The following is a 20,245-nucleotide window of genomic DNA, read 5'->3' on the forward strand; positions in this document are numbered from 1 at the left end:
AGGAGATGAAATTACACTTGGCAGTTTACTTGCCATGCGCTTTCATGCAACCTAGAAACTACACCGATCAGTGTAATGTTGCGTTAATCCACGCAGCCTAAAAACCAGACAGTTCGGCCTAGGCGTGCAGCTTGGCCATTTATCGTCCCACCGTGGAAAACCGCGAATGACGCGGTTTTCTGGAGTCATTCAGTCATGGCCAATCCAGATTCGCTCCCGGCTAAAAATTCCACGCCTGACGCCTCTCGACAGGATCAGGGGCTGTTTCGCAATCATGCGCCGGTGCAGCGCGAAGGTTTTCGTAAAACGCTGCGGATTATATGGAATATGATCTTCCACAAACCGCACAACACCCGTCCCGCCGCTGCCATTCCGGTACAGCCGCTGACCCGTGAAGACCTGCTGGCCGCACCAAACCAAAGTATTTATCGCCTCGGTCACTCGACCTTGCTGCTCAAGATGCAGGATAAATTCTGGATCACTGACCCGGTCTTCGCCGAGCGCGCATCGCCGGTGCAATGGGCTGGCCCGAAACGTTTTCACCAGCCACCGATCAGCATCAGCGAATTACCGCCGATTGAAGCGGTGATTCTGTCCCACAACCACTACGACCACCTCGATTACGAGGCGGTACTCAGGCTGGCCGCCAAAACCAACCTGTTCCTGACCCCGTTGGGCGTCGGCGATACCCTGATCAAGTGGGGCATTGATGCCAACAAAGTTCGTCAGTTCGACTGGTGGCAAGGCACCGAAATCGCCGGCATCCGCTTCATCGCTACGCCGTCGCAGCACTTCTCCGGCCGTGGCCTGTTCGACGGCAACAGCACGCTGTGGGCGTCATGGGTGATGATCGACGCCGACACGCGGATCTTCTTCAGCGGCGACAGCGGTTACTTCGACGGCTTCAAGCGCATCGGCGAACAGTACGGCCCGTTCGACCTGACCCTGATGGAAACCGGTGCTTACAACGTCGAATGGCCACATGTACACATGCAGCCGGAACAAACCCTGCAAGCGCACATCGACCTCAAGGGGCGCTGGCTGTTTCCCATCCACAACGGCACGTTCGATTTGGCGATGCATGCCTGGCATGAACCTTTCGACCGCATCCTGTCACTGGCCTGGGAACGCAGTATTTCGATCACCACCCCGCAAATGGGCGAGGCGTTTAACATCGCTCAGCCGCAGCGTGGGAATGCGTGGTGGTTGGGGGTTGAGGAGGAGCGTGAGGCCATGGTCCAGAATGCGTGATAGGCGTTCGTGTTAAGCGAACACCACTTCAATACGTCCCTCTTTCCGTGAACGGGGGGCCGATTTCACTACGATCTGTACGTCTCGTCCCAAGTGTGAAAGGCATTCCATCATTTTCGCTTCACTGATACCGCGGAATTTTCCTCGCAGCATCTCTGAAAGTTTGGGTTGTGAAAGCCCCAGAATCTCCGAAGCCTGAATTTGGGTGAGATGGCGCGCCTTGATGATCTCGCCGATTTTTGCTGCGAGCTGCGACTTAACCTGCATTTCACTGGCATTGGGCAACTCCAGATCTTGATAGACGTTCCCGCTGCTTTCTTCAATTTCTATCATTTTCTGATCCTTTCGCATGATCCTGAGCGGCTCGAAGTCTATTTCTGATCAGGTCGATGTCGGACCGGGCGGTTTTAACTCCGCTTGTCGACTTCTTCTGAAAACAGTGCAAAACGTAAATGGCACTGCCGAAACGAACTGTGTAAATGGCGCGGTAAGTGTTGGTGTCGTAGTCTTCGATCAACTCTAGGACACCCGCACCTCCGAAACCTTTCAGGGGTTTTGCATCTGGGTACTTCAAGCCACTTTGGGCTAAATCCAGTGCATGACCAAAAACGTCCTGTACCTCAGTGGGCATCTGCTTGAGATCTTTTTTACTACTGCAGACCCACAAGAGCGGCTTCCTTGCACTCATGCGGAATATACCTATATGGGGATAAAAATCAACGTGTACTTTTAATCAGCCATCGCATAACCCCCACGCCCCGCCGATTCCACAGCCATCCCCGCCAAACTCGCACTGCGCCCCGGCGCAAACCCGGGGAAGAACACCAACCCCTGCGCCTCAAACCGATACGCCAGCGCCAGGCGCGCCGCATCGGCGAGCTCTTGCTGCGCCTCGAACCGTTGAATGTCGGCTACCGAAACTTCAGCTTCCAGCGACAACTGCTCCACGCTCCAGCCCAGCATCGCTCGGGCCTGGACGCAGTGAGTCGGGGTGAACTGGAAAAGGGCAATGCGTTCGAGGATATGGTTCATCGCAAGAGAGGCCATGGTGTGCTCCGGGCTCAAGAGTGCTGATTGAAAATACACTGTGTTTTTGTACAGTTGTTTTTGGCCGGGATCAAACGCAATTTTTGATTTGCCTCAATTAGCCGCCTCCAACCAGACGGACGGTGCCTGACCGAGAATGCGCCGGAACATCGTCGAGAACGCTGCCGGGCTCTGGTAGCCAAAATCCAGGGCAATCCGCGTGACCGCTTCACCCGACGCCAGCCGCGCCAATGCCTGTATCACGCAGGCTTGTTGTCGCCATTGACTGAAGCTCAACCCGGTCTGTTGCCGAAACATTCTGTTGAAGGTACGCAAGCTTATGTGTAACTGGTCCGCCCATTCCTTTGGTGATTGATGGGCGTACGGTTGATGCAGAAAGTTCTGACACAGCGCGAGCAGTTTTCCCTCAGTCGGCAAGGGAATGTGTAAGGGCAATGGCGCACTGCGCGTCAGTTCATGCAGCAACAGATCGATCAACGCGCCGTCGCGGCCGCTCAGGTCATAGGTCAGCGGCACGTCGACCGCCTCCATCAGCAAATGCCGCATCAGCGGCGACACACTGACCACCTGACAGCGGCCACCCAAGTCCACCGCGCCCGGTTCGATGTACAAACTGCGCGTGCTCACGCCGAGCATCAACACCTCGTGCGCCACCCCCGGCGCAATCCACACCGCGCGCTGCGGCGGCACCACCCAGTTACCGTCATGGGTGCTGACCTGCATCACCCCGGTCGCGCCGTACAACAATTGCGCGCGCCGATGCGTATGAAACGGCAACAGATGACCGTGGGAATAATCCGTACCGATCGCCACCACCGGGCGCGGCGTGTCATCCAGCAGATTAATCGAAACATTGCGCATTGAGGGATCTCAACCATTGGCGTAAACGCAAACATTATTGGCCGGCTTGCTGAGGCAGGCCAAGACCTGTCGCTCTATCGTCGACCGCTCCTCACCAACGGACGACGCCTCCATGCTCTATCTCTTATTGACCCTATTCGGCTGCCTGACCGGCATCACCGCCGTGCTCTTCGGCTTCGGCGGCGGCTTCGTGGTCGTGCCGCTGCTCTATCGCCTGCTCACCGCCAGCCACGGCGCCGATGACCCCGTCGGCCAATCGGCCATGCACATCGCCGTCGCCACCTCGACCTGCGTGATGATCGTCAACGCCCTGATCGCCACCGACAAACACCGCCGCGCCGGCAACCTGATCCGTCATTATCTGTGGCCGCTGGGAGGGTTTATCGGGCTTGGCGCGGTTATGGGGGCGATTGCGGCAGTGTGGGTCAGTGGTGAAATCATCCGCTATGCCTTCATCGCCTACCTCGGCGTGACCATCATCGACTGCCTGCTCAGACGCGGCTTTCTCACCCGCAACGAAGGCGTCATCCCCCGCCGACTCGGCATTACAGAAATATCCGGCGGCGGTGTAGGCATCGGCGCCATCGCCACGTTCCTCGGTGTAGGAGGCAGCGTCATGACCGTGCCGCTCCTGCGTCGCTGCGGACTGAGCATGTCCCAGGCAACGTCCATGGCCAATCCGTTGAGTGTGCCGGTGGCAATGGCTGGGACGCTGACCTACATGGCGCTGGCCGGGGTCAGCGAGACGGATCTGGGACCATGGTTTATCGGTGACGTAGACCTGCTGGCGTTTGCGGTGCTGACGGTTGGCTCGTTGATAGGGATTAGACTGGCCACGCCGTGGATCGGACGGATTCCGGATCGGGTGCATGCGTGGGTCTATATTGGATTGCTGATTGTCGTGCTGCTGGCTATCTCGATAAAGTGAGCCTTACAGACCGATGAGCAATTGTGAGATATCGGCTCAGAGCGGTGAGAGCGCATTTCAGGCACCGCTCGCCAGCCCTGCAACACCGAATGGGCAGAAGAAATCAAACATGACGACAGAGCATCATTTCCCGTATTTAGCAGAGAACCAGGATGTTGATTTTCAATTGCACCGAGGCTGCCAGTAAGTTTTTCAGCCGGATTCAAAAGGGTAAAACGCTATCGCCCGTCGATCCGAAGCCGCCGTCTTCGATCATCGAAGATGACCCGTTGACCGGTGCCGACGAGCAATGGTTGGTACACGCGATAACCGTGCAACGTAAGCATGTGCTGATCGCCATCCACGTTAAAACCCGTTATTGCATGATCTTTGCCGACGCGAAGAAGGCTGACGCCGAAGGGTTTGTGGCACGATTTGTCGAGCGTTGGGCCAGCGGGTTGTTGATGCATGCGTTGAAGCACGATCTCCAACAGTGGCTCGATCCCGACTTGATATTGGCGCGGATGACGCAGACCTGTGAGCAGCAAACGTTCTATCGGCGCAGCCACCGCAGTGCGCAAAAGCACATTGATGAAATTGCCTGGATCTTCCAGAGCAAGGCCGCTCAAATCGGTTGTTTACCGCCTGATGAAGACACCGCCAGGGTGTTTGACGAGCAGATGAATGACACGCCCAGAAACAGCAAGGGCGTGAAGACGTATTACTTCCCGGATGAGGAAATGACGCTCCACTGGCTGCGTCATTATTGTTTTCTGGATGACGTTCAACTGCATGCAGCCAAAGCACGCCGCAAGCAAATAATCCTGGAGAACGCGGCCATCAAGCGCGAAGCCTGGTTGCAAGAATACGAGCGACAACACTCGAATACTTAGAGTGCGCTCGCCATAATCCGCCCCGAACTTACCCGCGCCGGCACTCATCTTCCGGCGCTGTCTCTGCCTCTCTCAAGGATCGATCAATGCTCAAGGGACTGTTGCGTCCGGCAACCTGCGCCGCTGCGCTGTTCACGCTGATTTCCACCGCCCATGCCGACGACGGTCGGCATGTATTTACCGGCACGCTGGGCAAAACGCCCATCGTCGTTGAGTTGAACACGGAACAGCCGGACGAAGTGAGCGGCCGTTATTTCTACGAGAAGTATCACCGCGACCTGGCCCTCAGCGGTTGGCTGCAAGACGGCACGTTGAACCTCGTTGAAGGCGACAACCGCTACGGCGAAGACAAGCCGCTGCCGACCTTGAAGCTGGAAGAAACCGCCAATGGCTGGCAGGGCGAATGGCAAAGTCCGCAGGGCAAAAAACTGCCGGTGAAACTGGCCGAAGCCAGACTGCCTGCGCCGACCTCAACCACTTTGCCCTTCATTGCCTTGCTACCCAAAAGCTCGCCCTACGAGTATTTGCGCCTACAGGGCCTCAAGCTCAAACCCGTGAAGAAAGAAAATTTCATGGGCTATGACCTGCAATGGTGGACGGAGCCTGAGTCGAAAATTTCGCTGTTCAGTGTTGAATCGGGCCTGCCCAAAGATGACCTGCAACGGGTCAATCAGCAGTTGCTCGGGCGCCTCTGGAGTGAAGTCATCAGTTACCACTACTGCCAGTTGCAGGGTGGGGACAACGTCGAATTCATGCAGCAGGCCGAACCGAAGCTGATTTCGCCCGCGCTCATCAGCCTGAATATTTCAACCAGCTACTACTGCGGGGGCGCGCATCCTGATTTCGGCGATTCGCCGCTCAATATTGATGTGAGCAGCGGGCATTCGCTGTCGCTGGAAGATGTGTTGTGGGTGGGCGAGGGCAAGCCATTGCTGCACGCCGATCGCGACAGCTTGGGCGATCAGCCATTGAGCTCCGCGCAAAGCAGTGCGCACTCAACCTATCAACGTGAAGTGCTTGCGCCGTGGCTGGTCAAACAACTCACTGCGCTGTATCCCGATGAAATGAAGAAGCCGGCAGAGGAGGATGAAAACAGCTGCGACTATACGGACGAAAGTATCTGGGGTTATCCATCCTGGCACTTCACCGCCAAAGGCGTGTACCTGGGCGCCTACTTTGCGCGCGTCGCACGCGCCTGTGATGCGCCCGAGTGGCCAGTGCTGCCGTACTCACTGATCAAACAACACCCCGGCGCCGTCAAACTGCAACTGCCCCAAGGCTAACCGTCACGCCAGACCCGGCGCTTCACGAATGATGAAGTGATCCAGGTTCTCGATATTGGCATTGAAGACCTCGAAAGGCTTTTCGGGGTTCTTCTTGCCCGGCACCAGCTTCAACTCCGGCGTCACGCCATAGAAGAAACAGAACAATGCCTTGTCACTGTCGACCGCCTGCTTGATCTCTTCCAGAAACGCCTTGCGCTTGCGGTAGTTGTCGATCAACTTTTTGTTCAGATAAACGCTGACTGTGTAAGGCTTCTTCTTGCTGTCCTCAGGCTTCTTCCACCAGACCCTGTCCTCGAAATCGATACGAAAACTGGCGCCGTCGTGGAAGTCCTCGATCTTCTTGATCCGGCCCCAGTAAATCAGCCCCTTGTTGTCCATCAAGAACTTGATCGGCTTGAAGAATGAACTGTACGGCGCCGTGTGTTCGCCGATCTTCAACGGCATGCGCTTGAGCAAATCCTTGTCGGCGAAGTTCGACACAAAACACTCCACCGGATGCGCAAACACACTGGTCTTGTCCGGCGCCGACTCACGACTCGCTGACTCTTTACCACCCACCGCCGCCACCCGCACCGGATCATCACGCAACACATCCGCCGCCACCGCCGGCGCGGCAGGCTTGCGCACATACTCACGCCGCGTCAGCAACAACTCTGATGGAAAATGCTCCTCCCGCCCGTCATCAGTCTCGCCGTCCGCCGTCTCAATACCAGACGCCGACGCCTTCAAGCTCACATATGGACAACCCGCCACATGCTGCGTAGTGGGCAGATTCTTGAAATGCGGCGTGCGCACGTAATTCACATTCTTGGCGTTGAACGTGCCCAACGCGTTGGAAGCCTCGAACGCCGAACGACAGGCATCGTTGGGGCACTGGAAGTGTTCCTTGGCAGAATCGAACGCCACCGTCTCATCGAAATTGAGATCGCGGACGTCATAGATCGACAACTTGTCGTCGAGGCTGAGGCAGTAGGCGAGATCGAATTTCATGGTGGGGCTCGGATCCTTGAGTGGGGGAGGGTATTAATAGCGGGAGGCGGCGCGGGTTGCACTGATTGTTTTCAGGATGATGCGCAATCTCTCTGGATCTATCGGTTTGTCATGCTCACCGGTGTCAGACCCATCATTTACACATTGCAGCTGAGCTGAAATTTATAAGCAGGGTTATAGATTTCCTTCCCCAGTAGTTTTTCCAGGGCTCCAAGCTGTTCGTGCGAGAGATCGTATCCCTCCCATCCTTGCTGTTCCACCGTCCATCCCATGATGGTTTTTATCGCCTTATCTGATCCGGTTGGGAGTTCCTCTTCAAATGCCAGGAAACCGCTTTCTTCATAAAATGCCTCGATTAGATAGATCATGGATCTACTGTCCTCGTGCCGTCGCTGGGTTGCCCTGAACTTTTAATGTCCGTAGCTAGCGAGTTGGTAATCGTATTGAGGATCGTAGAAAGATTTTCCGGTTAGCGTTTCCAGTTGTGCTAGCTGCTGAAAATCAAGATCGTATCCGTAGAGTTCGTCTTCTGCGTCGTTCCATTTCATGATGACTCGCAGCTGCTCGATAGCCTCTGCCGAGATAGGCACTTCGAAAATCAGAGCTTCGGTGGATCGATCAAACGCATAAATTACGTGAGTCATGGTTCTATCCTTCTCTTTGGGTCGGCCGGTTTGTTCTGCTCACCAGTGTCAGCATCGAACTCGCCCAGATGCCGACCGCGTTTGTCGTACATCTCGACGGCTCCATGTTGATAATCCCATTCCAGAATCAGCCCATCCTTGGTTTTCCAACGCATACGAGTACCTCGTCCTTTGACCCTGGTCTTCTGTTTTGCTGGTGTTGCGTCGGGAAACGCACTTAATCCTTTGGGTGCCGGATGATATTTGTGATCAGAAACACTCACCACAATATAAACCGGCCTTACCCCCGAACTCTCTGGAAACACCAGGATGAAATCCCTGTACTCCGGTGGGTAAACAGGATTCACAAGGATGTCGTTCGCCGCTTTCGTTGGCGGGTAAACCCAGATGTGCGGTGCCTGCGGAGCGGCTTCCAGAGCAGGAATGCCGAGGATGTCGGAGCCGTCAACGGCGGGTGTCCAGATCAGCTCGACGCCTTCACCCAGATTGGCGACGTACTGGCTGTCGCGGGTTTCCAGTTTCACGACATCGACCATTTCCCAGCCGCGATTCTTGCCGGTGTAGAAGGCATAACCTTTGAGAGCGCCGTCGGTTTGTTGCTCGATGCGCAGGCGAACACGGGTGCGGGCCTGCTTGAGGGCGCGCAATTGTTCCTCGGTGTAGAGAGCGCTGTCACCCAGGCTGGGCGTCCAGAGCAAAGCGACCATGCCGGTCATGAGTGCGGCACCGGTAGCGCCAATGGCGGCTCCAAGACCTATTGCAGGTGTGGCGAGTGTCGGGCTTCGAAGAGCAAGGCGCCCAAGGCCGAGTGAAACGGTATTGCCGCTGATGGTTTGCAGATTCCGCAGCCCGGCATCATCGGCCTCACGGGTACCGAGTAAAGCGAATTCGCCGTAATCCCTCAGGCTGTCGGTCGGTACCATCCCGGAGGGATTCGAGTAATCAATGATCGCGTCCGGCAGCTTGCAAGACTTCGCGAACACGCATCCGGCCCGAACCGCCTCGTCTTTTTTGACAGCGACCTGCCGGCTGCGCTCAAACGCCTCCTGCCGGGCCAGCATGGCCTCATAAGCGTTCTGCCTGGCTTCGCGCTCGGCCAGTTCGGTCGTGTTCATGAACCGGTAGGTGACGTGATGCCCGTCGCCTGAAGGTGGGTTCCTGACCCGGGGAATATCCTTTTTGCCAGCCACTGATCATCCTTTCGTTCATTTATCGGTCGCACCGGAAAGAAGCCGGGCGACGTTAATGAAGGTGATGCATTGAGGCTGTAGGACGGGTCTTGGATTGGGTTGGGAATTGTCGTTGTTTGATTTGGAGGTCAGTGCAGAGCCTTTAGGACGTTGGGATTCCTCGGCACAAGTTTGATCCTCTATTCAGGCCTCAACCGCTCGACTTTCTTATAAAACTCAGCGGTGAACTCTTTTTTATCGCTGGAATGGTGGCAACGACGATGGCAGTTCGGGCACAGCGCAACCGTGTTGCATATGCGGTCGGTTCCGCCATCAATAAGGTGCTTAACATGATGGACTTCAAGAAAGGGGCGGCCGTTTGCACTAACGAATGGTGCGGTTTGGCCACAACCTTCACAAATGCCTTGGGAGTGCTTGAGTACCCATTTCTTTACGCTCTGGGCGCGGGCAAGCCTCACGACTGTGGAAGTCGTTTCTTTAGGGTTTAGAACGCCCACTGGCGCTTCATTTTGTTGAGGTGCAGTGATCTCGACCAACTGAAGCGGAGTAAATGTAGTGGCCCGCTGTTCACCTTTTCGTAATGCGTGGATGCCCTTCTTCGCGAGGAATTCCTTGATCCGTTTACTAACGCCAGAACCAAGGTTCTTTGCCGAAACGTAGCCAGTAATTCGCTGCTGCCCCAATTGCTCCATCACCGCAGAGATGTTCTGCATGCGGTACTCGACGGAGGAGGCACTGCGTTTGCTCAGTGGGCCTTCACGCAACAGACGGTTTTCGTCTGCCTTTTTGAATGGCTGCTTTTGCTGCTCAAGAGCAAACATCTTCAGATAAGCGTCTACCGAAGCCTCTAGCTCCTCATCGCTCCAGCCAGTCTTTCCTTTCGAGGTATCCATACAGTCGCCGAGGGTTGAAAACCCTCGGACGATACTGAGTGGCCATTACTGCTGTCTACGAAAATTCCTACAAAAAATAGCGACGGATCTCGCATGTGATCCTACAAACGTATCGCTTACCCCATCGAATGCTTCGACGGCTGAAACGCGTGAGCGAGCCTCCGCCACCAAGGCTTCGTCGCGGTAGCTTTTCGTGGTGTCTGATCGCTCAACAGATAGGGCATGTCTCGCAGCCGAATCCAACCTTCGTTCTGCCAATGCAGCAGACTCAACGACATTTCCGGCCAATCCAACAAACTCAACATCGGCCGATCTGAATGTCCCAAGTGTTCCGCATCACGCAGGGCTGGCACCACCTGATGAGTCAACCACTCACGCAACAAACGATTCCCCGGAACGTAGTGATACACCAATAGAGCGTACACACCGGACTCGCTGAGCATCAGTTGCTTTTCGGGTTGCCGGAAATACTCGATCCACAAAACGCGGCGCTGATCCTTGTCCAGTTTGTTGACCATGCGTTCGCTCAGATGGACACCCATCAAACGGCCGATATCGCGGGCGCAGAACCATGGTTGGTTTTCGAGTAGAAGGGCATGAAGAGCGAGATTGTGGCGAGAGAAGACGGTTACAGAAAAAGGATCGGGCATATCCATGACCTCTACGTTTAGATTTTGGAGAGCCTGGCCCCAACGTAGAGTGGATTTAAGAAATCCCAACGAGCATGGAATAACCACCGACGGCGTGCGCGTCTGTGAGTTGACCATGCTTTCTACGTTGGGCGTTTCTTAGGCACCTGAAATTGAGCTTAGAGGTGCTTGCGGCAGGGTTCAATGCAGAAGCGGCTGTAAGTGGTGTAGGAGATTTAGAACCGTGGCGTAGGGAAGGAATCATCTGTCATGGAATTAAAAAGCCCTGATTAGATCAGGGCTTTTCACTTTTTTCGATTGGAGCATTAGAGCTCCGCAAAAATATCAGTCATGTGGCGATCTCCGCGACGATAACCAGGCCGAGGAGCTTGAAAAGTAGCGCCTGATGTTTTCAGGTCAGAGATTTTATTGAGTTCACAAAGATCCCATTCATGGCCTGGAGTTTCATGTCTTCCATGTGTCTGAAAGCAACGAAGTACTTCTTTTCCCGTGCGAGAAAGGCCAACGGCATGCGGCTCAACTACTCGCGGAATGCCGCTGTATGTGAACGTTAAAACTTGATTGTTGGTGATCGCATCAATAATTGTCTGCTTCATTCGAATTACTCAGTTCGTGATAATAGAGCGGGACAGTTGCCTGTCCCGCACGGTTACGCTTTTACAAAGAAGCAGAAAGGACGTCCGTCTTTGCGAAAGACGTCTTTTCCGCTACGCCAGTGCTTGAAGCTCATACAGAAAACAGCTCTGTATCCTGGCGGTGCCACCGGATAATCGTTCATGACGAATTCTCCGACGTGAGGCCGTTGTAACCGTCCGAAAGATGTCTATAATCACGTCGCGCATTTTCCCAATGCTTCGTGATTTGAGTTCTTCCAGTCACGGCCCGCACCCTCGGGCTTCTGTTCAATGGTGCGGTCAAGACCCGCAGCAATCGTTGGCGCGATTGCTGCGGGTTTCTTGTTTTTGCCTTCTGAATAACAGCCTTTTGATATTTTTATGGCCCTGCTGCAATTGAAGCAGCAGGGCCATATCAATCAATCCCAGCTAAGCGCACCACCAGTCTGGTACTCAATAACCCGAGTCTCAAAGAAATTCTTCTCTTTCTTCAAGTCCATAATCTCGCTCATCCAAGGGAACGGGTTAGTGGTCCCTGGATATTCCTCTTTAAGGCCGATCTGCGACAAACGACGGTTAGCGATGAACTTCAGGTAGTCCTCCATCATCGCTGCGTTCATGCCCAGTACGCCGCGAGGCATGGTGTCGCGCGCGTATTCGATCTCCAGTTGCGTACCCTGCAGGATCATCTGGGTCGCTTCTTCCTTCATTTCGGCATCCCACAGGTGTGGGTTTTCGATTTTGATCTGGTTGATCACGTCGATGCCGAAGTTCAGGTGCATGGATTCGTCGCGCAGGATGTATTGGAACTGCTCGGCGACGCCGGTCATTTTGTTGCGGCGGCCCATGGAGAGGATTTGGGTGAAGCCGCAGTAGAAGAAGATGCCTTCCAGCACGCAGTAGTAGGCGATCAGGTTGCGCAGCAGTTCTTTGTCGGTGTCCGGGGTGCCGGTTTCGAACTTCGGATCAGAGATCGAACGGGTGTATTTCAGGCCCCAGGCTGCTTTTTTCGCGACCGATGGGATCTCGTGGTACATGTTGAAGATCTCGCCTTCATCCATGGCCAGCGATTCGATGCAGTACTGGTAGGCGTGGGTGTGGATCGCCTCTTCGAAGGCCTGGCGCAGGATGTACTGGCGGCATTCCGGGTTGGTGATCAGGCGGTACACGGCCAGGACGAGGTTGTTGGCAACCAGGGAGTCGGCGGTGGAGAAGAAGCCGAGGTTGCGCATCACGATGCGGCGCTCGTCGTCGGTCAGGCCTTCCGGGTTTTTCCAGAGGGCGATGTCGGCGGTCATGTTGACTTCTTGCGGCATCCAGTGGTTTGCGCAACCGTCCAGGTACTTCTGCCAGGCCCAGTCGTACTTGAAGGGTACGAGTTGGTTGAGGTCGGCGCGGCAGTTGATCATGCGCTTTTCGTCAACGGCGACACGGGCGGAGGCGCCTTCGAGTTCGGCGAGGCCTTCGGCGACGTCGAGGGAGTTCAGTGCAGCCTTGGCGCGGGCCACGGCGGCCGAGTCGTCGGCGGTGACGGCGCGGGCTTCGAGCGCGGCGGCGCCGCCGGCGTTGTCGAGGCGGTCCATGTTGGCTTCAGTAGCGTGGCCGGCGTTGGCGCCTTTCACTGCTGCTACTTCACTGTCTTCTTTGTCGAATTCGTCCCAGCTCAGCATGACGTGTCGTCTCCTGCGTGAGGGCCTGTCGCCCCGTGTGAAACCTGATGGTTTGGTTTTTCACACGGTCGTACAGACCGCGTTGGATCTTAAGGAATCGTTTTTTGCAGCAGCTAAGGCAGGCAATAAAACAGAATTTTGTTCGGGGTTCCGAGAGCCTCTGACGGGCGCAGCTCGCGTTGAACGCTGCTGCGGGGCTTCAGATGGGCTGTTCATCCCTGTAAGGGAATATTGCTGTCCCGATTAGGGCGGCATTATAGGGAAAAAAAACGGGCCGTGCTGAGGCGAATCCGCGCACGGAGCGGTCGGGGAGGGTGGTTTTTCAGTGAGAGCGTGGGTTTACAGGGCTTTGCCAGGGATAGATTTTTTTTCGAAGAAATTTCGTAAATGTGGAATTGCTCAAAAAACGAACAAAAAACCGTGTTTTTCACTACATCTAGTGTTTTGCAAGCATTTTTGACGACTCCAGACACAACTGAGCCCGACCGAAGTCGGGCTGGAATCGACCCTCAATGAAGCGCTGAGAGATCCGATTCGGTGCAGTCTCAATCGTCAATTGGTGCAGCCATTGCCCATGATGCTGTAACGCAGGATGTGGCGCTGACCTTTGGAGTCGTCGTATTCCATTTTGGCCGGAACCACTTCGCAGACATTGGGCACTTCGCTCATGGAGACAACTTTGGCGATGTCCAGGTGAGTCGAGTAGGTGTATTCCTCGGCGGCCGGTTGTTGCTGGGCGACATCAGTCGGGGCCTCGTCTGCCATGGCGGTTGCGCACAGACTGCTGAGGGCCAGAACCCATAAAGCTTTCATTCGGATTTACCTTTTTGAGGTCGAGTGGGGTCACGCAACCTTTATGGGGTTGCGTGTGTAACTTCATCGTTTGCAGTTATTACTTGAGAGCTGGATTAACGGCCTTCGTGGGGGCTGTATCGTTGTTAATCGCTTTGCCTTGTCGGCGAGGTGAATTCTAGGGAGGTGAGGTGGGGGTAAACAGAGCGGGTTTTGATAAACACCTTTGGCAGATTTGGTAACAATCGGTCGATATCGAGTTCTCGCCAAGCAATTTGCCTGAAAGAGCGAGTTGTCTGAATCGCTTGCAGGCAAGCTCCCACGGGAGGGGTGAGTGTTTGGGAGAGGGGCGTCAGGCTTGCGGTCGGGGTAACTGGATGTTTTGTAGGGGCTTGTTACTACCATCGTCGAATGGTTCTATGGGGCTGGCCCGGATACAACTGGGTCATACAAAAACAACTATTACACCGAGGTAGGAAAGATGAGTGCGGCTTCTCTGTATCCCGTTCGTCCCGAGGTTCTGGCTAACACGCTGACTGACGAGGCGACCTACAAAGCCATGTACCAGCAGTCGGTCGTCAACCCTGACGGCTTCTGGCGCGAGCAAGCCCAGCGTCTTGACTGGATCAAGCCTTTCACCACGGTGAAACAGACTTCGTTCGACGATCACCATGTCGACATCAAGTGGTTCGCCGATGGCACCCTGAACGTTTCCTATAACTGCCTCGACCGTCATCTGGCCGAGCGCGGCGATCAAGTGGCAATCATCTGGGAGGGTGACGATCCTTCCGAAAGCCGCAACATCACTTACCGCGAACTGCACGAACAAGTGTGCAAACTCGCCAACGCCCTGCGTGGTCAGGATGTACACCGCGGCGACGTGGTGACTATCTATATGCCAATGATTCCCGAAGCCGTGGTCGCCATGCTGGCCTGCACCCGGATCGGCGCGATTCACTCGGTGGTGTTCGGTGGCTTCTCGCCGGAAGCCCTGGCCGGTCGCATCATCGACTGCAAATCCAAAGTGGTGATCACCGCTGACGAAGGCATTCGTGCCGGCAAGAAGATCCCGCTCAAGTCCAACGTCGACGACGCGCTGACCAACCCGGAAACCAGCAGCATCCAGAAAGTCATCGTGTGCAAGCGCACCGGTGGCGACATCAAGTGGAACCAGCATCGCGACATCTGGTACGAAGACCTGATGAAAGTGGCGGGCAGCGTGTGCGCGCCCAAAGAGATGGGCGCTGAGGAAGCGCTGTTCATCCTTTACACCTCAGGCTCCACTGGCAAGCCGAAGGGCGTGCAGCACACCACGGGCGGTTATCTGCTGTATGCGGCGATGACCCACGAGCGTGTGTTCGACTATCGCCCGGGCGAAGTTTATTGGTGCACGGCCGACGTTGGCTGGGTCACTGGCCACAGTTATATCGTCTACGGCCCGCTGGCCAACGGCGCGACCACGTTGCTGTTCGAAGGTGTGCCGAACTACCCGGACATCACTCGGGTGGCGAAGATTGTCGACAAGCACAAGGTCAACATCCTCTACACCGCGCCGACCGCGATCCGCGCAATGATGGCTTCGGGTCAGGCCGCTGTTGAGGGCGCTGATGGCAGCAGCCTGCGCTTGCTCGGTTCGGTGGGTGAGCCGATCAACCCGGAAGCCTGGGACTGGTATTACAAGAATGTGGGCAAGTCCCGTTGCCCGATCGTTGATACCTGGTGGCAGACCGAGACGGGCGGCAACATGATGAGCCCGTTGCCGGGCGCCCATGCGCTGAAGCCGGGTTCGGCGGCGCGGCCGTTCTTCGGTGTGGTGCCGGCGTTGGTCGACAACCTCGGTAACATTATCGAGGGCGAGGCTGAAGGCAATCTGGTGATTCTCGATTCGTGGCCAGGTCAGGCGCGCACGCTGTATGGCGACCATGACCGCTTCGTCGACACCTACTTCAAGACGTTCCGAGGCATGTACTTCACCGGTGACGGTGCGCGTCGTGATGCCGATGGTTACTACTGGATCACCGGGCGGGTGGATGACGTGCTCAACGTCTCCGGCCACCGCATGGGCACGGCCGAGATCGAAAGCGCGATGGTTGCCCACCCGAAAGTCGCTGAAGCGGCGGTGGTCGGTGTGCCGCACGACATCAAGGGGCAGGGCATTTATGTCTATGTCACGCTGAAGAATGGCGAGGAGCCGACCGAGCAATTGCGTCTGGAGTTGAAGAACTGGGTGCGTAAAGAGATCGGCCCGATTGCTTCGCCGGACGTGATCCAGTGGGCGCCGGGGCTGCCGAAGACTCGTTCGGGCAAGATCATGCGCCGCATTCTGCGCAAGATTGCCACGGCTGAGTACGACGGGTTGGGGGATATCTCGACGCTGGCGGACCCGGGTGTGGTGCAGCATTTGATTGATACGCACAAGACCATGAATGTTGCTTAAGTAGCGGGTTGATGTGTAGGAAAGCCCTGTTCGGTGTAGGCCGGATGGGGCTTTTTTGTGTCTGTTGTTTATGTGGTGGCTGGTTTGGCCCCTTCGCGAGCAAGCCCGCTCCCAAAGGGAATTGCATTGGGGCTTGAGGCATTCGGTCAAAACTGTGGGAGCGGGCTTGCTCGCGAAGGCAATTTGTCAGGCGCTGGTGTAGTCCGCAGCCAGAAACCGAAACCACCCAACCAATAATTATCGATTTCCCGCGTAAGACATTTCCGCCTGTTACCCGTCTTCATCCCCGTAACCAAATGTGTAACCGCCAGCGCCAAACCGGGGCGAGGGGAAACGCATCGCCCCGTTTCAGAGCCTCAAAACCAGGCGAGAAAAATAAGACACAACGCTGCGCTTGCCGGATTAGAAGGGTTTGCGAATAATAGGCCCGCAATTTGCAGCATAGATCGGTTCACTGTCTTTCGCTCTTGCATGAAATTGCAAGACTGTCAATGTGCTCAAGTCGGTTTCTCGGTGCATCTGTAATTAGTTGTCGCATTGAAGAAATATCGACTTCGGGCCTGTCGTTAGAATGCCGATCACTGGCTCATCGTGGCTAACGTTGAAACCTCCTGCGGTTTCAATAGGAAATTTCCCACCGATGCAGCAACGGATTTTCCGATTCACCCATTCGCATATTGGGCTGTTGCTCACTCTGCCGTTTTTGCCCTTTACCGATGGAGTCTCAAGATGAAGAAACTTGTGCTGCTTGGCGCCCTGGCACTGTCCGTGCTGTCGCTCAATGCCTTCGCTGACGAAAAACCTGTGAAGATCGGTATCGAAGCGGCTTACCCTCCGTTCGCTTCCAAAGCGCCGGACGGCAGCATCGTCGGTTTCGACTATGACATCGGCAATGCGCTGTGCGAGCAGATGCAGGTCAAGTGTGTATGGGTCGAGCAAGAGTTCGACGGTCTGATCCCAGCACTGAAAGTGCGCAAGATCGACGCGATCCTGTCGTCCATGTCGATCACTGAAGACCGCAAGAAGTCCGTCGACTTCACCAACAAGTACTACAACACCCCGGCACGTCTGGTCATGAAGGCCGGTACTCAGGTCAGCGAAGGTCTGGCTGAGCTCAAGGGCAAGAACATCGGCGTGCAACGTGGTTCGATCCACGAGCGTTTCGCCCGCGAAGTCCTGGCTCCACTGGGCGCCGAGATCAAGCCGTACGGTTCGCAGAACGAGATCTACCTCGACGTGGCCGCCGGTCGCCTCGACGGCACCCTGGCTGATGCCACCCTGCTGCAAGACGGTTTCCTGAACACCGACGCCGGTAAAGGTTTCGCCTTCGCAGGCCCGGCTTTCACCGACGTCAAATACTTCGGCGACGGCGTAGGCATCGCTGTGCGTAAGGGCGATGCCCTGAAAGACAAGATCAACGCGGCCATCGCGGCCATCCGCGAAAACGGCAAATACAAAGCAATCCAGGACAAGTACTTCGCCTTCGATATCTACGGCAAGTAATACGTCTCTGCGACAAGTCCGAAATGGCGCAAGCAACAGGATCTCTGCGGTTTGCGCCATTTTTTCATCCCAACTTTCGAGGACCTGAATCATGTTGAAAGGCTACGGGGCTGTCATCCTCGATGGCGCATGGCTGACGCTTCAGCTCGCCTTGTCGTCCATGGCTCTGGCCATCGTTCTCGGGCTGATCGGTGTTGCACTGCGCCTGTCGCCGGTGCGCTGGCTGGCGTGGCTGGGCGATCTGTACTCCACGGTGATCCGCGGGATTCCCGATCTGGTGCTGATCCTGCTGATTTTCTACGGCGGTCAGGACTTGCTCAACCGCGTGGCGCCGCTGCTCGGCTTCAACGATTACATCGACCTGAACCCGTTGGCCGCCGGTATCGGCACCCTCGGTTTCATCTTCGGGGCGTACCTGTCGGAAACCTTCCGTGGCGCGTTCATGGCGATCCCCAAGGGGCAGGCCGAAGCGGGCATGGCCTACGGCATGAGCAGTTTTCAGGTGTTCTTCCGGGTGATGGTGCCGCAGATGATTCGCTTGGCGATTCCAGGCTTCACCAACAACTGGCTGGTACTGACCAAGGCGACTGCGCTGATTTCGGTGGTCGGTCTGCAAGACATGATGTTCAAGGCCAAGCAGGCGGCGGATGCCACTCGCGAGCCTTTCACCTTCTTCCTTGCAGTGGCGGCGATGTACCTGGTGATCACCAGTGTCTCGTTGCTGGCATTGCGTCAACTTGAGAAGCGCTACTCGGTAGGCGTAAGGGCGGCTGATCTATGATCTTCGACTACAACGTCATTTGGGAGGCTATGCCGCTGTACCTCGGCGGCCTGTTGACCACCCTCAAACTGCTCGCGCTGTCGCTGTTCTTTGGTCTGCTGGCGGCGTTGCCGCTGGGGCTGATGCGCGTCTCCAAGAACTCGATCGTCAACGGCACCGCGTGGCTCTACACCTACGTGATTCGCGGTACGCCGATGCTGGTTCAACTGTTCCTGATCTACTACGGTCTGGCCCAGTTTGAAGCTGTACGTGAAAGCTTCCTCTGGCCGTGGCTGTCCAGCGCTACGTTCTGCGCATGCCTGGCGTTCGCCGTGAACACCAGCGCCTACACCGCGGAAATCATCGCCGGCAGCCTGAAGGCGACGCCGAACGGTGAGATCGAAGCGGCCAAAGCCATGGGCATGTCGCGCTTCAAGATGTACAAGCGCATCCTGCTGCCGTCGGCCCTGCGCCGCGCGTTGCCGCAGTACAGCAACGAAGTGATCATGATGCTGCAGACCACCAGTCTGGCGTCCATCGTGACCCTGATCGACATCACGGGTGCGGCCCGTACCGTTAACGCGCAGTACTACCTGCCGTTCGAGGCGTACATCACCGCTGGCGTGTTCTACCTGTGCCTGACCTTCATTCTGGTCAAGTTGTTCAAGCTGGCCGAGCGTCGCTGGCTGAGCTATCTGGCCCCGCGGAAGCACTGATATGGAACGTATCGACCACGTTTTGCCGTGGAGCCATCTGGGCAGCGAGCGCAGGATTTCGGTGTTTCGTTTCGGCAGCGGCGAGCGCAAGGCTTACATTCAGGCCAGCCTGCACGCTGACGAATTGCCGGGCATGCGCACCGCCTGGGAGCTTAAAAAGCGCCTCGGCGAACTCGAAGACAAAGGCCTGCTCAACGGCGTGATCGAGCTGGTGCCGGTGGCCAACCCGTTGGGTCTTGGTCAGTTGCTGCAAGGCAATCACCAAGGCCGTTTCGAGGCGGGCAGTGGCAAGAATTTCAACCGTGACTTCGTTGAGCTGAGCGCGCCGGTTGCGGCGGCGTTGGCCGGCAGCCTGGGTGACGATTCGCACGCCAATATTCGCCTGATCCGTCAGGCGATGGCCGATCATCTGGCGGCATTGCCGCCCGCGAGCAGCCAGTTGCAAGGCATGCAGCGCGTATTGCTCAGCCACGCCTGCACCGCCGACGTGGTGCTCGACTTGCACTGTGATGCTGAAGCGGCACTGCACCTGTATGCGTTGCCGCAGCACTGGCCGCAGTGGCGTTCACTGGCCGCGCATCTGAATGTGAAAGTGGGTTTGCTGGCGGAAGATTCCGGCGGCAGCTCCTTCGATGAAGCCTGTTCGCTGCCGTGGCTGCGCCTGTCGCGTCAGTTCCCGCAGGCGCAGATTCCTTTGGCTTGTCTGGCGACGACCATCGAGCTGGGCGGTCAGGCTGACACTGGCCGCGCTGATGCCCAGGCCCATGCTGAAGGCATTCTGGCGTTTCTCGCCGAGCAGGGCTTGATCTGCGGCGAGTGGCCGAGCCCGGCACACGAGCCGTGCGAAGGCATGCCGTTCGAAGGCACCGAATTGTTGTTCGCGCCGCACCCGGGCGTGGTGAGCTTTGTGCGTAAACCCGGCGAATGGGTCGAGGCCGGTGATGAGATTTTTGAAGTGATCGACCCTGTGTCCGATCGGGTCAGCACGGTGTGTGCTGGTACGTCCGGGGTGCTGTTTGCCATTGAACGGCTGCGCTATGCCCAACCCGGTTTCTGGCTGGCCAAGGTGGCGGGGCGCGAAGCGCTGCGTCACGGGCGCTTGCTCAACGACTGACTGACTGTTTTTGTGAGAACCGACCGC

General features: G+C 56.4%; 22 protein-coding genes. 9 read left to right on the top strand and 13 right to left on the bottom strand.

Annotated elements, in window-relative coordinates:
* Positions 1-195: 195 nt before the first annotated feature.
* A complete protein-coding gene (locus tag AACY50_RS01760) occupies positions 196-1,251 on the top strand; it encodes an MBL fold metallo-hydrolase (protein ID WP_339430904.1) in 1,056 nt (351 codons plus the stop codon).
* A 12-nt stretch (positions 1,252-1,263) separates the two neighbouring features.
* Here AACY50_RS01760 and AACY50_RS01765 read toward each other — a convergent pair whose 3' ends face one another.
* From AACY50_RS01765 to AACY50_RS01780, 4 genes are all read right to left on the bottom strand, one after another.
* Positions 1,264-1,584, bottom strand: coding sequence for a helix-turn-helix domain-containing protein (locus AACY50_RS01765; protein ID WP_339430903.1), 321 nt, complete (start codon positions 1,582-1,584; stop codon positions 1,264-1,266).
* Positions 1,571-1,939, bottom strand: a complete 369-nt coding sequence (locus AACY50_RS01770) for a type II toxin-antitoxin system RelE/ParE family toxin (protein ID WP_339464043.1) — start codon at positions 1,937-1,939, stop codon at positions 1,571-1,573. The genes AACY50_RS01765 and AACY50_RS01770 overlap by 14 nt, the downstream gene beginning before the upstream one ends.
* 41 nt (positions 1,940-1,980) lie before the next feature.
* Positions 1,981-2,298, bottom strand: coding sequence for an XRE family transcriptional regulator (locus tag AACY50_RS01775; RefSeq protein WP_339430901.1), 318 nt, complete (start codon positions 2,296-2,298; stop codon positions 1,981-1,983).
* A gap of 93 nt (positions 2,299-2,391) precedes the next feature.
* Entirely contained in the window at positions 2,392-3,159 is a 768-nt protein-coding gene (locus tag AACY50_RS01780; RefSeq protein ID WP_339430900.1) for an AraC family transcriptional regulator, read from the bottom strand.
* Between the two features lie 112 nt (positions 3,160-3,271).
* On the opposite strand from AACY50_RS01780, the gene AACY50_RS01785 reads away from it, so the two are divergent.
* The 3 genes from AACY50_RS01785 to AACY50_RS01795 all read left to right on the top strand — a co-directional run bounded on the left by AACY50_RS01785 (position 3,272) and on the right by AACY50_RS01795 (position 6,242).
* Positions 3,272-4,087, top strand: coding sequence for a sulfite exporter TauE/SafE family protein (locus tag AACY50_RS01785; RefSeq protein ID WP_339538078.1), 816 nt, complete (start codon positions 3,272-3,274; stop codon positions 4,085-4,087).
* A 152-nt stretch (positions 4,088-4,239) separates the two neighbouring features.
* The gene (locus tag AACY50_RS01790; protein WP_339538079.1) at positions 4,240-4,959 is read left to right on the top strand and encodes a DUF6933 domain-containing protein; all 720 of its coding nucleotides are present in this window, start codon (positions 4,240-4,242) and stop codon (positions 4,957-4,959) included.
* A gap of 86 nt (positions 4,960-5,045) precedes the next feature.
* Positions 5,046-6,242 (top strand): hypothetical protein, encoded by a 1,197-nt coding sequence (locus tag AACY50_RS01795; RefSeq protein ID WP_339538080.1) that lies wholly within the window; start codon positions 5,046-5,048, stop codon positions 6,240-6,242.
* Between the two features lie 3 nt (positions 6,243-6,245).
* Here AACY50_RS01795 and AACY50_RS01800 read toward each other — a convergent pair whose 3' ends face one another.
* From AACY50_RS01800 to AACY50_RS01840, 9 genes are all read right to left on the bottom strand, one after another.
* Positions 6,246-7,235 carry a hypothetical protein gene (locus tag AACY50_RS01800; RefSeq protein WP_339538082.1) on the bottom strand — a complete coding sequence of 330 codons (990 nt, stop codon included), beginning with the start codon at positions 7,233-7,235 and terminating at the stop codon, positions 6,246-6,248.
* A 137-nt stretch (positions 7,236-7,372) separates the two neighbouring features.
* Positions 7,373-7,603 (bottom strand): DUF7683 domain-containing protein, encoded by a 231-nt coding sequence (locus tag AACY50_RS01805; protein ID WP_339430895.1) that lies wholly within the window; start codon positions 7,601-7,603, stop codon positions 7,373-7,375.
* A 42-nt stretch (positions 7,604-7,645) separates the two neighbouring features.
* On the bottom strand, positions 7,646-7,879 hold the full coding sequence (locus AACY50_RS01810; protein WP_150592936.1) for a DUF7683 domain-containing protein: 234 nt from the start codon (positions 7,877-7,879) through the stop codon (positions 7,646-7,648).
* Complete coding sequence (locus AACY50_RS01815) at positions 7,876-9,069, bottom strand: S-type pyocin domain-containing protein (protein WP_339538083.1); 1,194 nt, start codon at positions 9,067-9,069, stop codon at positions 7,876-7,878. Before AACY50_RS01815 ends, AACY50_RS01810 begins: the two co-directional genes overlap by 4 nt.
* 179 nt (positions 9,070-9,248) lie before the next feature.
* Positions 9,249-9,962 (bottom strand): HNH endonuclease, encoded by a 714-nt coding sequence (locus AACY50_RS01820; RefSeq protein ID WP_339495420.1) that lies wholly within the window; start codon positions 9,960-9,962, stop codon positions 9,249-9,251.
* 116 nt (positions 9,963-10,078) lie between these two features.
* A complete protein-coding gene (locus tag AACY50_RS01825) occupies positions 10,079-10,612 on the bottom strand; it encodes a BRO-N domain-containing protein (protein ID WP_339538123.1) in 534 nt (177 codons plus the stop codon).
* 305 nt (positions 10,613-10,917) lie between these two features.
* Positions 10,918-11,208 carry a hypothetical protein gene (locus tag AACY50_RS01830; RefSeq protein ID WP_339538085.1) on the bottom strand — a complete coding sequence of 97 codons (291 nt, stop codon included), beginning with the start codon at positions 11,206-11,208 and terminating at the stop codon, positions 10,918-10,920.
* A gap of 437 nt (positions 11,209-11,645) precedes the next feature.
* A complete protein-coding gene (locus tag AACY50_RS01835) occupies positions 11,646-12,896 on the bottom strand; it encodes a ribonucleotide-diphosphate reductase subunit beta (protein WP_047599662.1) in 1,251 nt (416 codons plus the stop codon).
* Between the two features lie 552 nt (positions 12,897-13,448).
* Positions 13,449-13,709, bottom strand: a complete 261-nt coding sequence (locus AACY50_RS01840) for a DUF2790 domain-containing protein (RefSeq protein WP_339538086.1) — start codon at positions 13,707-13,709, stop codon at positions 13,449-13,451.
* A gap of 460 nt (positions 13,710-14,169) precedes the next feature.
* On the opposite strand from AACY50_RS01840, the gene acs reads away from it, so the two are divergent.
* From acs to AACY50_RS01865, 5 genes are all read left to right on the top strand, one after another.
* Complete coding sequence (acs, locus tag AACY50_RS01845) at positions 14,170-16,125, top strand: acetate--CoA ligase (protein ID WP_339430885.1); 1,956 nt, start codon at positions 14,170-14,172, stop codon at positions 16,123-16,125.
* 729 nt (positions 16,126-16,854) lie between these two features.
* Complete coding sequence (locus AACY50_RS01850; protein WP_221734279.1) at positions 16,855-17,628, top strand: ABC transporter substrate-binding protein; 774 nt, start codon at positions 16,855-16,857, stop codon at positions 17,626-17,628.
* 91 nt (positions 17,629-17,719) lie between these two features.
* Positions 17,720-18,409, top strand: a complete 690-nt coding sequence (locus AACY50_RS01855) for an ABC transporter permease (RefSeq protein ID WP_053122878.1) — start codon at positions 17,720-17,722, stop codon at positions 18,407-18,409.
* The gene (locus AACY50_RS01860; RefSeq protein WP_221734280.1) at positions 18,406-19,104 is read left to right on the top strand and encodes an ABC transporter permease; all 699 of its coding nucleotides are present in this window, start codon (positions 18,406-18,408) and stop codon (positions 19,102-19,104) included. The genes AACY50_RS01855 and AACY50_RS01860 overlap by 4 nt, the downstream gene beginning before the upstream one ends.
* 1 nt (position 19,105) lies before the next feature.
* Positions 19,106-20,218, top strand: a complete 1,113-nt coding sequence (locus tag AACY50_RS01865) for a M14 family metallopeptidase (RefSeq protein ID WP_339464058.1) — start codon at positions 19,106-19,108, stop codon at positions 20,216-20,218.
* Positions 20,219-20,245 lie beyond the last annotated feature (27 nt).

The sequence above is a fragment of the Pseudomonas sp. RA_15y_Pfl2_54 genome (genome assembly GCF_963971015.1).
Classification (GTDB): domain Bacteria; phylum Pseudomonadota; class Gammaproteobacteria; order Pseudomonadales; family Pseudomonadaceae; genus Aquipseudomonas; species Aquipseudomonas baetica_A.

Bases quoted from the DNA above. Each gene is read 5' to 3' on its own strand.
- AACY50_RS01860 (WP_221734280.1), top strand. From the start codon at position 18,406: ATGATCTTCGACTACAACGTCATTTGGGAGGCTATGCCGCTGTACCTC.
- AACY50_RS01865 (WP_339464058.1), top strand. From the start codon at position 19,106: ATGGAACGTATCGACCACGTTTTGCCGTGGAGCCATCTGGGCAGCGAG.
- AACY50_RS01850 (WP_221734279.1), top strand. From the start codon at position 16,855: ATGAAGAAACTTGTGCTGCTTGGCGCCCTGGCACTGTCCGTGCTGTCG.
- AACY50_RS01780 (WP_339430900.1), bottom strand. From the start codon at position 3,159: ATGCGCAATGTTTCGATTAATCTGCTGGATGACACGCCGCGCCCGGTG.
- AACY50_RS01805 (WP_339430895.1), bottom strand. From the start codon at position 7,603: ATGATCTATCTAATCGAGGCATTTTATGAAGAAAGCGGTTTCCTGGCA.
- AACY50_RS01775 (WP_339430901.1), bottom strand. From the start codon at position 2,298: ATGGCCTCTCTTGCGATGAACCATATCCTCGAACGCATTGCCCTTTTC.
- AACY50_RS01855 (WP_053122878.1), top strand. From the start codon at position 17,720: ATGTTGAAAGGCTACGGGGCTGTCATCCTCGATGGCGCATGGCTGACG.
- acs (WP_339430885.1), top strand. From the start codon at position 14,170: ATGAGTGCGGCTTCTCTGTATCCCGTTCGTCCCGAGGTTCTGGCTAAC.
- AACY50_RS01830 (WP_339538085.1), bottom strand. From the start codon at position 11,208: ATGAAGCAGACAATTATTGATGCGATCACCAACAATCAAGTTTTAACG.
- AACY50_RS01790 (WP_339538079.1), top strand. From the start codon at position 4,240: ATGTTGATTTTCAATTGCACCGAGGCTGCCAGTAAGTTTTTCAGCCGG.
- AACY50_RS01785 (WP_339538078.1), top strand. From the start codon at position 3,272: ATGCTCTATCTCTTATTGACCCTATTCGGCTGCCTGACCGGCATCACC.
- AACY50_RS01795 (WP_339538080.1), top strand. From the start codon at position 5,046: ATGCTCAAGGGACTGTTGCGTCCGGCAACCTGCGCCGCTGCGCTGTTC.
- AACY50_RS01810 (WP_150592936.1), bottom strand. From the start codon at position 7,879: ATGACTCACGTAATTTATGCGTTTGATCGATCCACCGAAGCTCTGATT.
- AACY50_RS01765 (WP_339430903.1), bottom strand. From the start codon at position 1,584: ATGATAGAAATTGAAGAAAGCAGCGGGAACGTCTATCAAGATCTGGAG.
- AACY50_RS01820 (WP_339495420.1), bottom strand. From the start codon at position 9,962: ATGGATACCTCGAAAGGAAAGACTGGCTGGAGCGATGAGGAGCTAGAG.
- AACY50_RS01760 (WP_339430904.1), top strand. From the start codon at position 196: ATGGCCAATCCAGATTCGCTCCCGGCTAAAAATTCCACGCCTGACGCC.
- AACY50_RS01770 (WP_339464043.1), bottom strand. From the start codon at position 1,939: ATGAGTGCAAGGAAGCCGCTCTTGTGGGTCTGCAGTAGTAAAAAAGAT.
- AACY50_RS01835 (WP_047599662.1), bottom strand. From the start codon at position 12,896: ATGCTGAGCTGGGACGAATTCGACAAAGAAGACAGTGAAGTAGCAGCA.
- AACY50_RS01800 (WP_339538082.1), bottom strand. From the start codon at position 7,235: ATGAAATTCGATCTCGCCTACTGCCTCAGCCTCGACGACAAGTTGTCG.
- AACY50_RS01825 (WP_339538123.1), bottom strand. From the start codon at position 10,612: ATGCCCGATCCTTTTTCTGTAACCGTCTTCTCTCGCCACAATCTCGCT.
- AACY50_RS01840 (WP_339538086.1), bottom strand. From the start codon at position 13,709: ATGAAAGCTTTATGGGTTCTGGCCCTCAGCAGTCTGTGCGCAACCGCC.